Annotated in this window: 11 protein-coding genes; 2 read left to right on the top strand and 9 right to left on the bottom strand. The window is 69.3% G+C overall.

Features of this window, described 5'->3' with window-relative positions:
- Positions 1-45: 45 nt before the first annotated feature.
- From A9X05_RS13215 to A9X05_RS13205, 3 genes are all read right to left on the bottom strand, one after another.
- A complete protein-coding gene (locus A9X05_RS13215; RefSeq protein WP_067761127.1) occupies positions 46-1035 on the bottom strand; it encodes an NAD(P)H nitroreductase in 990 nt (329 codons plus the stop codon).
- Positions 1036-1142: 107 nt separating this feature from the next.
- The gene (locus tag A9X05_RS13210; RefSeq protein ID WP_156736688.1) at positions 1143-2603 is read right to left on the bottom strand and encodes a bifunctional aminoglycoside phosphotransferase/ATP-binding protein; all 1461 of its coding nucleotides are present in this window, start codon (positions 2601-2603) and stop codon (positions 1143-1145) included.
- 15 nt (positions 2604-2618) lie between these two features.
- Positions 2619-3506 carry a universal stress protein gene (locus A9X05_RS13205; protein WP_067761183.1) on the bottom strand — a complete coding sequence of 296 codons (888 nt, stop codon included), beginning with the start codon at positions 3504-3506 and terminating at the stop codon, positions 2619-2621.
- A 118-nt stretch (positions 3507-3624) separates the two neighbouring features.
- Here A9X05_RS13205 and otsB point away from each other — a divergent pair, with 118 nt between their 5' ends.
- Both otsB and A9X05_RS13195 read left to right on the top strand, forming a co-directional pair.
- On the top strand, positions 3625-7329 hold the full coding sequence (otsB, locus tag A9X05_RS13200) for a trehalose-phosphatase (RefSeq protein ID WP_231978355.1): 3705 nt from the start codon (positions 3625-3627) through the stop codon (positions 7327-7329).
- Positions 7330-7449: 120 nt separating this feature from the next.
- Positions 7450-8244, top strand: coding sequence for a universal stress protein (locus tag A9X05_RS13195; protein ID WP_067781865.1), 795 nt, complete (start codon positions 7450-7452; stop codon positions 8242-8244).
- A gap of 7 nt (positions 8245-8251) precedes the next feature.
- Here the strand turns inward: A9X05_RS13195 and A9X05_RS13190 are convergent, their stop codons facing one another.
- The 6 genes from A9X05_RS13190 to A9X05_RS13165 form a co-directional block, all read right to left on the bottom strand.
- Positions 8252-8620 carry an STAS/SEC14 domain-containing protein gene (locus A9X05_RS13190; RefSeq protein WP_067781863.1) on the bottom strand — a complete coding sequence of 123 codons (369 nt, stop codon included), beginning with the start codon at positions 8618-8620 and terminating at the stop codon, positions 8252-8254.
- Between the two features lie 34 nt (positions 8621-8654).
- Entirely contained in the window at positions 8655-9533 is an 879-nt protein-coding gene (locus tag A9X05_RS13185; protein ID WP_067761137.1) for a universal stress protein, read from the bottom strand.
- Between the two features lie 12 nt (positions 9534-9545).
- Positions 9546-10073: a GNAT family N-acetyltransferase gene (locus A9X05_RS13180; RefSeq protein WP_067761139.1), complete on the bottom strand. Its 528-nt coding sequence runs from the start codon at positions 10071-10073 to the stop codon at positions 9546-9548.
- Between the two features lie 85 nt (positions 10074-10158).
- Entirely contained in the window at positions 10159-11808 is a 1650-nt protein-coding gene (locus tag A9X05_RS13175; RefSeq protein ID WP_197499053.1) for a GAF domain-containing sensor histidine kinase, read from the bottom strand.
- 184 nt (positions 11809-11992) lie between these two features.
- A complete protein-coding gene (locus tag A9X05_RS13170; RefSeq protein WP_067761143.1) occupies positions 11993-12664 on the bottom strand; it encodes a response regulator transcription factor in 672 nt (223 codons plus the stop codon).
- A 58-nt stretch (positions 12665-12722) separates the two neighbouring features.
- Positions 12723-13227 (bottom strand): universal stress protein (locus tag A9X05_RS13165; protein WP_197499051.1); only part of this gene is annotated, 505 nt, incomplete at its 5' end.

Raw genomic sequence — 13227 nt, 5'->3', positions numbered from 1 at the left:
ACACCTCCTTGGCTTCGTCCTTGCGGTGGTCCTGGGCATGTCCGGTCACCCACGCATCTCGAGGACCTCGGTCACCGGACGCCGGGCGGTGGGTTTCGCGTGTGGGTCCCCGGCCGGTGACCGGCCGACCCGGATCAGCAGCTGCGGCTGGCCGGAACCGCCGGTGATCTGCCTGATGATGTCGCGGCTCTGCGACATCTCCGTCATGTGGGTCAACGTGCAGGTGGCCATGCCGGCCACAGTGCATTCGAGCAGCACCGCCGACAGCGCCTCACCGCAGCGCAGCACCTCGGTCGGCGCATCGTCGTGACGGGTGGACAGGACCACGATCTTGGAGTGGTCCGCCTCGATGGAGGCGCGGCGGCGGCCCCCACCCGCCGGCGGGAACGCGCGGGCGATGTCGACGCGCGCGGCCTCGGAACTGGACAGCAGAGCGCTTTCGGGCACGTGTTCGGCGTTCGCTTCGAAGGGTGATGTCCACCAACGTAATTCGGTCAGATAGGAGGTGTCGCTTCGGCGCAGCTGCTCGGTGAGCCGCGACGCCTCGGCCAGCCTCGGCCGCTCGTCGTCGTCGACCACGTCCAGTGAAACGTCGTATGGTGTCACCGCGCGGATCAGGGCCGCATGCAGCGTGGGCCACGCGGCCGGTGCGCCCAGGGGCAGCCGGTCGGTGCGGCGGCGAAGGATGGCTTCGGCCCGCAGCCGGCGCTGCGGCGTCACGTTCTCCACGGGCAGAAAGCCCACGCTCGCGAGGTGATCCGGCCTGCCCTCGGTGGGGAACCGTTCGGTGACGCTTTCCCAGCCCGCGGCGGCCATGGCGACCCTTAGGTGGTCGAGGGCGGCCCCGCAGCTCAGGATCAGCTCCCGGCCGGTGTGGTCGGTGGCGTGCATCGCGTGGTGCGGGTCGGCCCACAGGTGCAGCCTCGTGCCGTCGGCGACCCACCGCCAGGGCTGGCTGTTGTGCAGCGAAGGCGCGCGGCACGCGAGGGTCACCGCGTCCCGGATGACCTGCTCGGTCGGCACTTTCGCGTCCATGTCCACCGTTTCGTCGACTTCGGTGAGGCAAACTGTATGCGCCGTGCGCGGGTGCGGGCAGGGCCGTTGGTCCCCGACGGCCGGGACGTTGGCACCTGCCGAGGGCGTTATGTCGTGCGCGCCCAGAGGTCGTGCGCCTCGCGGGCGACGAGGTCGGGGCGCCGCGAGGTGTCGATCCGGTGCGCGCCGACCCAGTCGGCATGCCCGGCGGCCAGGGCGGCGGCGATCTCCGGGGTGACCTCCGAAGTGCCCGCGGGCCTGGTCTTGATCCGGTCGGCCGCCACGTCGGCCGCCGCCGAGCACACGAATTCGACGAGCGCCGAATGCGTCTCGGTGGCCAGCCGGTGAGCCTGCTCGCGCGTCCGCGGATCGCGCCAGGTGCCGTCGAGGATCACCGAGTGCCCCTCGCCCAGCAACCGCCGCGCGCGGCTCAGCGCGGTCTCGTAGACCACCGTCACCTGGTCGGGGCTGTAGAGCCCGGCGTTCAGCACGCCGGGCTCACCGGCGATGGCACCCGAGTCCCTCAGCTCCCGGCGCACGTCGTCGGTGGAAATAAGCTGAGCGTCAAATGATTCGGCCAGCCCGCGCGCCACGGTGGACTTCCCGGTGCCGGGGTTGCCGCCGACGAGCGCCAGCCGAACGGTGCCGCTCTGCAGGTGCCGGGTGGCGATGGCCAGGTGGCGCGCGGCGTCGCCGGACGCGCCTGGGCTGCCCTGCGAAACCCGGACGCAGTCCACCTTGGCCCGCACCCCGGCCCGGTAGGCGATGTAGAAGTCAGCCAGCGCCCGTGGCGCCGCCCGACCCGCGTGCTCGGCGTAGCGCCTCAGGAAGTGGTCGCCGAAGTCCTTGCGGCCCAAAAACTCCAGGTCCATCGCGAGGAAGGCGGCGTCGTCGATGCAGTCGACGTGGCGCAGCCGGTCGTCGAACTCCAGGCAGTCCAGCAGCGCGGGGCTGCCACCGACCCAGAAGATGTCGTCGGCGAGCAGGTCGCCGTGCCCGTCGACGATGCGCCCCTCGCGGATGCGCCGCTCGAACAGCCGCGAGCGCCCGGCGACGAACTGGGCCACCAGGCGCCGCAGCAGGTCGACGTCGTCGGCCTCGACCCCCGGAATCGACTGGCTCGCATAGCGTTCCAATTCGGACAGGTTCTCCCGCCAGCGCCCCTCGATCGCGCCGGCCTCGCCCTGGGCGTCGATCCGCTCGCCGCGCTCGGCGCGTTCGTGGAAGCGGGCCAGCACGGCCGCGACCGCGTCCAGCACGCGGTGCACGGACTCCGCGGTGTCGTGGGCCACCAGGTGCGCGAGGCGGTCCTCGTCGCGGTAGCGCCGCATGACCACGACCGGTTCGGCCGGCCCGCCGAGCGGGTCGGTGAGGTGGGCGACGCCGAGGTAGCTGTCGGGCGAGAGCCGGCCGTTCAGCTCGACCTCCCGGCGGCAGGCGTGCTCGCGCTGCTGCGGCGCGCGGAAGTCGAGAAAGTCGGTCAGCACCGGCTTCTTGGCTTTGTATGCGCGGTCGCCGGCGAGAATGACGACGCCGGTGTGGGTTTCGTGCACATCGAGAAACGGCACGGCGGCGGCGCGACCCTACGACGGTCGGGCGACGATGACGGGCATGCGGACCGAGTGGACGACGGCGTTGCTGACCGAGCCCAGCAACACGCCCGACAGGCCGCCCCTGCCGTGGCTGCCCACGACGACGAGCTGGGCGGACTCCGACTGTTCGATGAGCTGCCGCGCGGGCCGGTCGGATACGACGACCCGGTGCACGGTGACGTCGGGATATCGTTCCTGCCAGCCGGCCAGCTGTTCGGCCAGGCTCCGCTCGGCTTCCCCCTTCACCGCCGACCAGTCCACCCCGGGCAGTTCGAAGACGTCGACGTCACTCCACGCGTGCAGGGCGGTCAGCCCGACTCCGCGACGCGACGCCTCGTCGAAAGCGACGGCCACCGCAACCTCCGAGGCGGGCGAGCCGTCGATGCCCACGAGCACCGGCGCCTGCTGAGGGTGCTCCATCAGCGGATCCTCGTCGCGGATCACGGCGACCGGGCAGCGCGCGCCGCGGACCACGCTGCTGCTCACCGAGCCCAGCAGCAGCCTGCCCACCGCGCCGCGTCCGTTGCTTCCGACGACGACCATCTCGGCCTCTTTGGACATCTCGACCAGCGTGGGCACCGGGGGCGCACAACGCAGCTCGCTTCGGACGTCGATCTTGCGGTCGGTGGTGACGGCGTCCTCGGCGATCTTGACCGCCTGCTCGAGCACCTCTCGGCCTTGCTCCTCCTGCCACACGGCCACGCCCGTCGACAGGGGGAGGGCCGGATACATCGGCACCATCGCGTTCACCATGTGGACGATGGTCAGCGGGACGTGTCGCATCGCCGCGTCACGGGCCGCCCAACAGACGGCGGCGTTCGAAGCCGGCGACCCATCGATTCCGACGACGATGCCGTGGCGGTTTGCCATTGCGGACATGATGTTCTCCCTCTCCTCCCCCAAAACGCTATGGCGCGACCGACCGTCGATCATGAGGCTTTAGTCACCAACCGCATGGCCATGAGGCCCCCCTGCGCCGACGGGCCTTGACGGCCGCGTGCGCTGTGGCATCGTCACAGCAATGACTGAATGGCCTGTCACCGTGGACGGGCGCTACCACGACGCGGTGATCCTCGGGCTCGACTGTGTGATCGAACAGACCTCGCCGGACGTCGTCGAGGCCCGCGATTCGACCGCCGTGCTGCTGCGGCGGCTGCGCGAGGCCGGCATCGCCGCCGCCGTCTATTCCTCGGGCCGCGAATGCGCACCCCTGTTGCGCGCCGCGGGAATTGAGGAATTGGTGGACGTCGCCGTCTGCCCGGCCGAGTCCGCCGCGCAGGGGGGCGCGGCGCTGACCGTGGCGGTGGCGCGCCTGGGGGTGCGCCCGGTCCGTTGCGTCCTCGTCGACTGCGACGAAGGGGGAATCGCGGCGGGCCGGGACCACGGCTTCGGGCTCGTCATCGGCCTCGAGCGCAACGGGGGTGGAGACGGGTTGCTGTCCCTCGGGGCGGACGCCATCGTCGCCGACTTCGCCGGGATCACGGTGCGGCGCGGGGGCTCCCCGTTGTCGACCATCGCGGACGCGACGGGTGTCTACAGCCAGCTGAAGGAGCTGGTGGCCAGCCGGCGGCCGGCGGTGTTTCTCGACTTCGACGGCACGCTGTCCGAGATCGTCGCCCGGCCGGCGTCCGCCACACCGGTCGAGGGTGCGCCCGAAGCGCTGTGCGCGCTCGCGGCGGAGTGCCCCGTCGCGGTGGTCAGCGGACGCGAGGTGGGTGATCTTCGCGACCGCGTGCGCGTCGACGGGATCTGGTACGCGGGCAGCCACGGTTTCGAGCTCGTCGCACCGGACGGGACCCACCACGACAACGCCGACGCCCTCGGCGCCATCGACGCGCTGGCGCGTGCGGCCGACCGGTTGACGGAGCTGCTCGCCGGTGTCCCGGGGATCCATTTGGAGCGCAAGAGGTTTGCGGTCGCGGTCCACTACCGCCACGTCGACTCCGAACGGGTCGATGGGGTGATCGCGGCGGTACGCAAGCTCGCGCGATCCGAATGCCTGCGGATCACGATGGGTCGCAGGGTCATCGAACTGCGCCCCAGCCTCGACTGGGACAAGGGCACGACGCTCAACTGGATCCTCGAACAAATCCAGGGAACCGGCGGCGATGCGGTGTTGCCGATCTACGTAGGCGACGACATCACCGACGAGGACGCCTTCGATGCGGTCCAATTCGACGGAGTCGGAATTGTGGTGCGGCACAACGAGGATGGGGATCGCCCATCGGCCGCGTTCGTCAGCCTGGCCGATCCGTTCGCCGTCCGCGACTTCGTCCGGCGGCTGGCCGACGATCTGCACGAGGCCGCCGCCGCACCCAACGACGCGTGGGAACTGGTCTATGAGGGTTACGACCCCACCTACGAGCGGCTGCGCGAAACGCTGTGCACCGTCGGCAACGGCTACGTCGCCAGCCGCGGCTGCGCCCCGGAGGCCACCGCAAGCGCGGCGCACTACCCGGGGACGTATGCGGCCGGGGTTTACAACACGCTGGCCGATCGGGTCGCCGGCCGGACGATCGAGAACGAAAGCCTGGTCAATCTGCCCAACTGGTTGCCGTTGACCTTCCGGATCAACGGCGGGCCGTGGTTTCACATCGACGACACCGAATTGTTGTCCTACCGGCAGACATTCGACCTGCGGCACGCGACGCTGACGCGCACGCTGCGATTCTCCGACGGTGCGGGCCAGATCACCAGAATGACCCAACAGCGGTTCGCATCCATGCACGAGCCGCATCTGCTCGCCCTGCAGACGACGGTCGTCGCGGAGAACTGGTCGGGCACCGTCGAGTTCCGGTCCCTGCTGGACGGCGGCGTGGGCAACACCATGGTCGAGCGCTACCGTTCGCTGTCGAGCAGACACCTCACGTCACCGGCTATCGACGAATTCGCCGACGAATCGGTGATCTTGCGGACCGAGACGTCGCAGTCGCGCATCGCCATCGCGGTGGCCGCTCGCACCACCGTGTGGTGCGATGACGCCCGAGCCGTCGCCCAGTACAAGGTCGTGGCCGAGCCCGACCGTGGCGGCCACGACATCCAGGTGGCGCTGGCCGAGGGCCAATCGGTCACCTGCGAAAAGATCGCGGCCGTCTTCACCGGCCGGGACAACGCGATATCGGAGCCGGCGAGCACCGCGCAGCTACATCTCGATGCCGCCGGCCGGTATGCCGAGCTGCATCGTCAGCACGCCCGCGCCTGGGACCTGTTGTGGGAACAATGCGCGATCGGCCTGACCGACGGCGCCGACGCGCTGCGGATCCTGCGGTTGCACCTGGTGCACCTGCTGCAGACGCTCTCGCCACACACCGCCGAACTCGACGCCGGTGTGCCGGCCAGGGGCCTACACGGCGAGGCCTACCGCGGACACGTGTTCTGGGACTCGCTGTTCGTCTCCCCGGTGCTGAGCGTGCGCATGCCCAATGTGGCACGCTCGCTGCTGATTTACCGTTATCGGCGCCTTCCGGAGGCCCGCCGGGCGGCACACCGGGCCGGTTATCTCGGTGCGATGTACCCCTGGCAGTCGGGCAGCGACGGACGCGAGGTGAGCCAGGAGGTGCACCTGAACCCGGAGTCCGGCCGCTGGAATCCGGATGCCAGCGCCCGGGCGCACCACGTGGGTCTGGCCATCGCCTACAACACCTGGCAGCACTACCAGGTGACCGGGGACCGGCAGTTTCTCGTCGACTACGGCGCCGAGATGCTGGTGGAGATCGCGCGTTTCTGGGTCGGGCTCGCCAGCTTCGACGAGACCCGCGGCCGCTACACGATCAAGGGCATCGTCGGCCCCGACGAGTTCCATTCGGGTTATCCGGGCAAGGAATACGACGGGATCGACAACAACGCATACACCAACGTGATGGCGGTCTGGACCATCCTGCGGGCGATGGACGCCTTGGACCTGCTCCCGCTGCGGGACCGCCTGGACCTCGTCGGCAAGATCGACCTGACGAGCGAAGAGCTCGGCCGGTGGGAGCACGTGACGCGGCGCATGTTCGTTCCGTTCCACGACAACGTGATCAGCCAGTTCGAGGGCTATTCGCAACTGGCGGAACTGGATTGGGACCAATACCGGCAGCGCTACGGCAACATCCAGCGGCTCGACCGCATCCTGGAGGCCGAGAACGACAGTGTGAACAACTACAAGGCGTCCAAGCAGGCCGACGTGTTGATGCTGTTCTACCTGCTGTCGTCGGACGAGTTGCTGGCTCTGTTGGGCCGGCTCGGCTACCGCTTCGCGCCGGAGCGGATCCCTGAGACGGTGGACTACTACCTCGCGCGCACCTCCGAGGGATCGACGCTGAGCGCCCTGGTCCATTCGTGGGTGCTCACCCGCGCCAACCGGCACCACGCCATGAAGTACTTCGTGCAGGTGCTCGCGTCCGACATCGTCGACATCCAGGGTGGTACCACGGCGGAGGGTATCCACCTGGCCGCGATGGCCGGCAGCATCGATCTGCTGCAACGGTGTTTCACCGGACTGGAGACCCGCGACGACCGGTTGATCCTGAGCCCGCAGTGGCCGAAGGCGCTGGATCCGATCGAGTTTCCGTTCGTCTATCGCGGCGAACGGCTGCACCTGCGGGTCAGCGGGCGGGCGGCCGAGCTGACGTCCGAGGCCGGCAACAGCGCATCGGTCACGGTGGAATGCCGTGGCCGCGTGCACCAGCTGCTACCCGGGCGCACGGTCGAGGTCGCCTGAGGTCAGGTGACCAATGCCCGCGAACGGGGGCCGAACGGCCCTGCTGAACCGCGCCGCGCCCCCATAACGTGACCAGTGCCGGGCCTTCAGGGTCCGCTGGCCAGTCTCCGGGAGGACACGATGAACAATCCGCAGCAGCGGATCGTGGTGGGTATCGACGGCTCGGACGCCGCGATCAATGCGGCCAAGTGGGCCGCCGCCGAGGCCGTCAGCCGTGACGTCCCGCTCCGGCTGATTCACGCCGTCCCCCGGCGGAACGCCGGCGACGACAGCCTGGACATCCAATACGCCCAAACCGCGCTGCGCGCCGCCGATGCGGCGCTTCAGGCCACGGGTCAGCAGGTGAAGATCGAATGCGACATCGTGCGCGGCTCATCCGAGGACGCGCTGATCGACGAATCACGCAGTGCTGCAATGGTTTGCGTGGGTTCGGTCGGCACGGGCTGGGTGGCGCGTAAGGTCCTGGGCTCGACCGCGGAAACCCTGGCGCACAAGGCGCACTGCCCAGTGGCCGTGATCCGCAGCCGTGGCGCCGAGCCGGATGACGGATTCGTCGCCGTCGCCGTCGGGGAATCGGCCGGCAACGACGCCGTGCTCGAACACGGCTTCCGCGAGGCCCGCCTGCGTGAGGCGCCGATCCTGGCGATGGGCGTCTGGCGGTGGGGCCTCGGCGAGATCCCCTACAGCCAGCTCGAGCAGCGGCTCGGCCCCTGGGTGGCGCAGCACCGCGAGGTGCACGTCCAGCCCGCCGCGGCCAGGCGCGGCGCGGCCGAATTCCTCACGCACACAACCGAGCCGGTTCAGCTCGCGGTGGTGGGCGGCGAGGATGCGGACAAGGTCGCCCGGATCGTGGGACCGATCACCGCGCACCCGAGCGGAAACGCGGGGTGTTCGGTGCTCGTCGTGCGTGACTGACGGCGAGCTACCCGGCCGCCCATTCGGTGGCGCTGTCGAGCTCGTCGGATGAGAAGATGGCGAACTCGCCGGGGACCAGCCACGCGACGGCGTGCAGGACATGGGCGACCCAGTCCTTGTCGGAGACCACCGCGATCCGCTTGAACGCCGCGTGGTGCGGCAGCACGGTGCCCAAGCCCAGCTTGAGGTCCTCGAGGAATCCGCCCGGCCCGAATCCCTCGTAATCGGGCGCGATCACCTCGACGATGCGGACCTCGCCGGTCTCTAGCACCCGCTCGATCTGGGGCTTGAAGTCACGCAGCTCGTCGCCGCGCAGCCGGCCCGACACCCGGATGCCGATCACTTTCTCCGGCATGTTCGGCAACAGTTCGATCATTTGCGAGCCTCCCTCACGCGCAAGGTTCTTCTTCTCAACGGACAACCAACACGGGCACCCGCGCCGACTGCGCGACGGCCGAACTCACCGAGCCGAGCAACATTCCGGGGAATCCGCCACGGCCGCGGCTACCGACCACCACCAGCTGGGCGCGTTCGGATTCCTTGAGTAACCACTCGGACGGCTTGTCGCAGAACAGTTTCCGTTCGACTCGCACGTCGGGATACCGCTCGTGCCAGCCGGCCAGGCGTTCGGCGAGGGTTTCGGCCGCCTGGATCTCGCGGTCGCGCCAGTCCATGCCGAGGATGGGGAACACCCCCACGTCGCTCCAGACGTGCACGGCCACCAGGCCGACCCCCCTGCGGGAGGCCTCGTCGAAGGCCAGCGTGGTCGCGTCCTCCGACGCCGGGGAGCCGTCGATGCCGAGCACCACGGGCGCGGCCGGATCGGGCGCCGACCCTTCGGCGGAGTGAATCACCGCGACCGGGCAGTGGGCGTAGTGCACGAGTCCCGTGGTCACCGAGCCCAACAGCAGGCGACCCACCGCGCCCAGCCCCTGGCTTCCGGCGACGATCATCCGGGCATCCTTGGAGGCCTCAACAAGTGCCGGGACGATGGCTGAATACCTGGTCTCCGTGTGGATTTCGGGCGGCGCGGAGTCGCCGACGCTGGCGTTGAGCGTCTTGCGGGCCTGGTCGATGACGTGCTGGGCGCTGTCGTGCTGCCATTCGGGCATGTCCGCGTACAGCTGGCCCACCGGCCATCCGACCACGACGGGGGGAACCGCGTGCACCAGCGTGATGGGCAGATCACGCATGAGGGCCTCCCGCGTCCCCCAGGCCACGGCGGCGTCGGATGCCGCCGACCCGTCGACACACACCAGTACGCCGTATTTCGTCGCGCTCTGCGTCATTGTTCTGCTCCTCTACACGCCGTCGAATTCGGGCAGCTCGATCTCGAGATGGCGAACCGAGCCGTGATCGATTGGCCGGCAAGGCCAGCCGAGATCGAAGAAGACCGTGAGCATCGGGTGGTTCTCTTCGAGGACGTCGGCGACGAACCGATCGATGCCATGCGCCCGAGCGATCGGGGCCAGGTGCTTGAGCAAGGCGGTGCCCACGCCCACCGAATGATCCTGGTGCGCAACCACAATCGCCACCTCGGCCACCTGCGGATCGTCGACGACGACGCAGTGCGCCACGCCGATCAGCCGGTCGGCGTCGAAGGCGCCCAGCGCGTACAAACCATCCGCGGGCCCGGTCAGCTTCGCGACGAGCTCATGCAGCGGTGACAGCTGCAGCGTGAAGAAGCGGAAGTACCGGTCATAGTCGGACAGCTGCTCATGCAGCGCCAAGACGGCCTCGGCGTCGGCAACGGTCAGAGCGCGCAACGACACCAGGCGTCCGTCGAGCAGCCGAGCAGATTCCGCCGCGTCCACCGACCGATCACTCACGACCCCGACGGTAGTCCGGGGCGGCGCCGTCGGGCAGGGCCGTTAGGCCCAAGGGCCGCCCCCCTTTGGTCCCGCCGGGGCGACGTTACTGATCGATGAGCGGGGCGACCCAGTGCACCCGGGTGCCACCCTCCGGGGGGCCGGTGATCTCGCAGGCACCGCCGAGTTGTTCGGCGCGGCGCCGCATGTTGCCCAGGCCGCTGCTGCGCGTGTTGCCGACAGGGATGCCGGAGCCGTTGTCGATGATGTCCAGGACGAACATGTCGGCGACGCTGATCTCGACGGTCAGGCGCGATCCACCGGAATGGCGCAGGGCGTTGCTGACGGCTTCCGTGGCCACCGCCTCGGCGTGGTCGGCAAGCTCTCCGCCGACGGCGGTCATCGGTCCGTGCATCCGCACGGTGGTCACGACGTCGCGATTCTCGGTCAGATCGGCGACCACCTGTTGGATGCGGCGCCGGAAGTCGCCGTTCTTACCCATCGGGGATTTCAGCTGGAAGATCGTCGTGCGGATCTCCTCGATGATGGTCTGCAGGTCGTCGAGGGTGCGGTTGAGCCGGTCGGCGACCTCCGGGGAGCGCGCCCGCGCCAGCGTTCCCTGCAGGTCCATGCCGGCGGCGAAAAGCCGCTGGATGACGTGGTCGTGCAAATCGTGCGCGATGCGCTCGCGCTCGGCCAGGATGCTCAGCTGCCGCGCGTCGTCGCGGGCCGACGCGAGCACCAGCGCCATCGCCGCATGCGTGGCGAAGTCGTTGACCAGATCGAGGTAGCTGTCGTCGAACGGCGGCTGGTCGGCGCCGCGGGCGATCGCGATGACACCGACGACCTCGTCGCGGGCGCGCAGCGGCATCAGGATCGCCGGGCGCTGCCCGACGTCGGTGAACGCCTGAATCGGGTACTGCAACGTCTCGGTGATCAGCGGTTCGCCCGAGCGGAACACGGTGCCGCTGGTGGACGCGTCCACCGGGACCCGCTGGCCGACCACCTCGTCGGCGTGCACCCCGACGGCCGCGGAGACCACCAGCGTGTCGACCTCGTCGTCGGGCAGGTCGGGATCGCCGGGCACCAGGACGATCGCCTGTTCGGCGTCGGTCAGGACCCGGGCCTGTTCGGCGATCAGCTGCAGCGGGCGCCGGTGCGGAGCGGCGCTGGAGAGCAGGGCGGTCGTGATCTCACGGCTGGCCTCCATCCACTTGACGGCCGTCCGCTCGCGCTGGAAGACCTGCGCGTTGTCGATCGCGACGGCGGCGGCGAATGCCAGCGCGCGGGCGGCCACCTCGTCGGATTCGGAGAACACCCGCACCGGATCGACGTGGGTGAGGTAGAGGTTGCCGAACACGTTGCCCCGGATGGTGATCGGCACCGCGAGGAAGGCGCGCATCGGAGGATGGTGTTCGGGGAACCCGACGGCGGCCGGATGGGCGGTCAGATCAGTCATCCGAAGGGCCGGCGTGTCCAGCAGCGACAGGCTCAGCAGGCCCTTGCCGAACGGCAGGTGCCCGATGCGGGAGACGGTGTCGGCGTCCATTCCCTCGTGGACGAACCTGACGAGGTTGCCCTCGGGATCGCGGATGGCCAGGGCCCCGTAGGGCGCCGAGGTCAGCTTCCTGGCGGCGCCGATGATCCGGTGCAGCGTGGCGTCGAGGTCGAGGCCCGCACCGATCTCGACGATGACGCGGAGCAACTGCTCCATCTGGTCGCGGGCGGCCAACAACTCGTCGAGCTGCTCGTGCATCCTCCCGACCAGCCCGCGCTGGCCGAGTCCGGCGAATGCCGAGCCGCCGTCGTCGCTCCTCAACCCGTCAAAACCTCCACGACACTTTTGCTCAATGTCAGATGGCAAAATCAGCGTAGTCGCAATTTGTCAAGCGCCCAAGCGAAGAGTTCCCGTCGATGACGTGACGTGTTGCGGTTGCCGGCTAGTCGGCAGGCGCGTCCGCTGGCGGTTGGGAATGGCCGGGCCGTTGATCCAGCTTCGACGCGAACACCGCCGCCTGGGTCCGGCGCTCCATGCCGAGTTTGGCGAGGAGCCGCGACACGTAGTTCTTCACCGTCTTCTCGGCGAGGAACATCCGTGCGGCTATCTGCCTGTTGGTGAGGCCCTCGCTGAGCAGACCCAGCAGCGTTCGCTCCTGCTCGGTGAGGCCGGACAGCGGGTCTTCGCGTTCGGCCGCGCCGCGAAGCTTCGCCATCAGCGCGGCCGCGGCGCGGTTGTCCAGCAGCGACTTGCCCGCGCCCACCTCCTTGATGGCGTGGGCCAACTCCATGCCCTTGATGTCCTTGACCACATAGCCGCTGGCGCCGGCCAGAATGGCCTCCAGCATCGCCTCGTCGGAGGTGAAGGACGTCAACATCAGGCACCGCAGGTCGGGGTGATCGGACACCAGGTCCCGGCACAGCTCGATGCCGTTGCCGTCGGGAAGCCGCACGTCGAGCACGGCGACGTCGGGCTGCAGCGCCGGGATACGCGCCTTCGCCTCGGAGACGGAACCCGCCTCGCCGACGATTTCGAGCTCGGGGTCCGACGCCAGGAGGTCGGCGAGACCGCGCCGGACGACCTCGTGGTCGTCGACCAGGAAAACCTTGACCATTAAGAACCCTTCCGATGGTCGTATGACCTCAATATCACACATCCATCATCGTCCGAGTTCACAAATGTTGCTGATTCACCACCAACAGCGAACACCGGGCGTCCTGCATCACCGAGCTGCCGACCGGTCCGACGAGTTCGGCCACGTGCCGACGGTTGTGGGCGCCGACGATCACCAACCCCACCGGCCCGTCCGGGGCGGCGAGGTATTCGAGCAGTCCGGCGTGGATCGCCACGGATTCGACACGCAGCTGCGGATGGCTTCGCTTCCAGCGGGCGAGCCGGCGATCGAGGTCGGCGAGCGCCCGCCGATCGGCCTCGCTGCCCCACACGCCATGCTCGCTCTGCGCGGTGCGCCGCGAGACGACCGCCTGGAGCGCGGCGCCACGCAACAGGGCCTCGTCGACGGCCGCGTCCAGCAGCACCGAGTCCGGGGACCCGTCGATCTCGACGACCGCCTTTCCTCCGGATTGCCGGTGGTGGTCGTCGCGGCCGCGGACGATCGCCACCGGGCAGTGCGCCGAGACGGCCAGCGCCGCGGCGGTGGAGCCGACCCGGCCCGGT

The sequence above is a fragment of the Mycobacterium sp. E3298 genome, from assembly GCF_001666895.1.
Taxonomy (GTDB): Bacteria; Actinomycetota; Actinomycetes; order Mycobacteriales; family Mycobacteriaceae; genus Mycobacterium.
The sequence above is the reverse complement of the archived record's forward strand: the minus strand, read 5'-3'. Positions and strand labels throughout refer to the sequence as shown.

Excerpts from the sequence above, each read along its gene's own strand:
- A9X05_RS13215 (WP_067761127.1), bottom strand. The coding sequence starts at position 1,035 with ATGGACGCGAAAGTGCCGACCGAGCAGGTCATCCGGGACGCGGTGACC.
- A9X05_RS13205 (WP_067761183.1), bottom strand. The coding sequence starts at position 3,506 with ATGTCCGCAATGGCAAACCGCCACGGCATCGTCGTCGGAATCGATGGG.
- A9X05_RS13195 (WP_067781865.1), top strand. The coding sequence starts at position 7,450 with ATGAACAATCCGCAGCAGCGGATCGTGGTGGGTATCGACGGCTCGGAC.
- A9X05_RS13190 (WP_067781863.1), bottom strand. The coding sequence starts at position 8,620 with ATGATCGAACTGTTGCCGAACATGCCGGAGAAAGTGATCGGCATCCGG.
- A9X05_RS13185 (WP_067761137.1), bottom strand. The coding sequence starts at position 9,533 with ATGACGCAGAGCGCGACGAAATACGGCGTACTGGTGTGTGTCGACGGG.
- A9X05_RS13175 (WP_197499053.1), bottom strand. The coding sequence starts at position 11,808 with ATGCACGAGCAGCTCGACGAGTTGTTGGCCGCCCGCGACCAGATGGAG.
- A9X05_RS13170 (WP_067761143.1), bottom strand. The coding sequence starts at position 12,664 with ATGGTCAAGGTTTTCCTGGTCGACGACCACGAGGTCGTCCGGCGCGGT.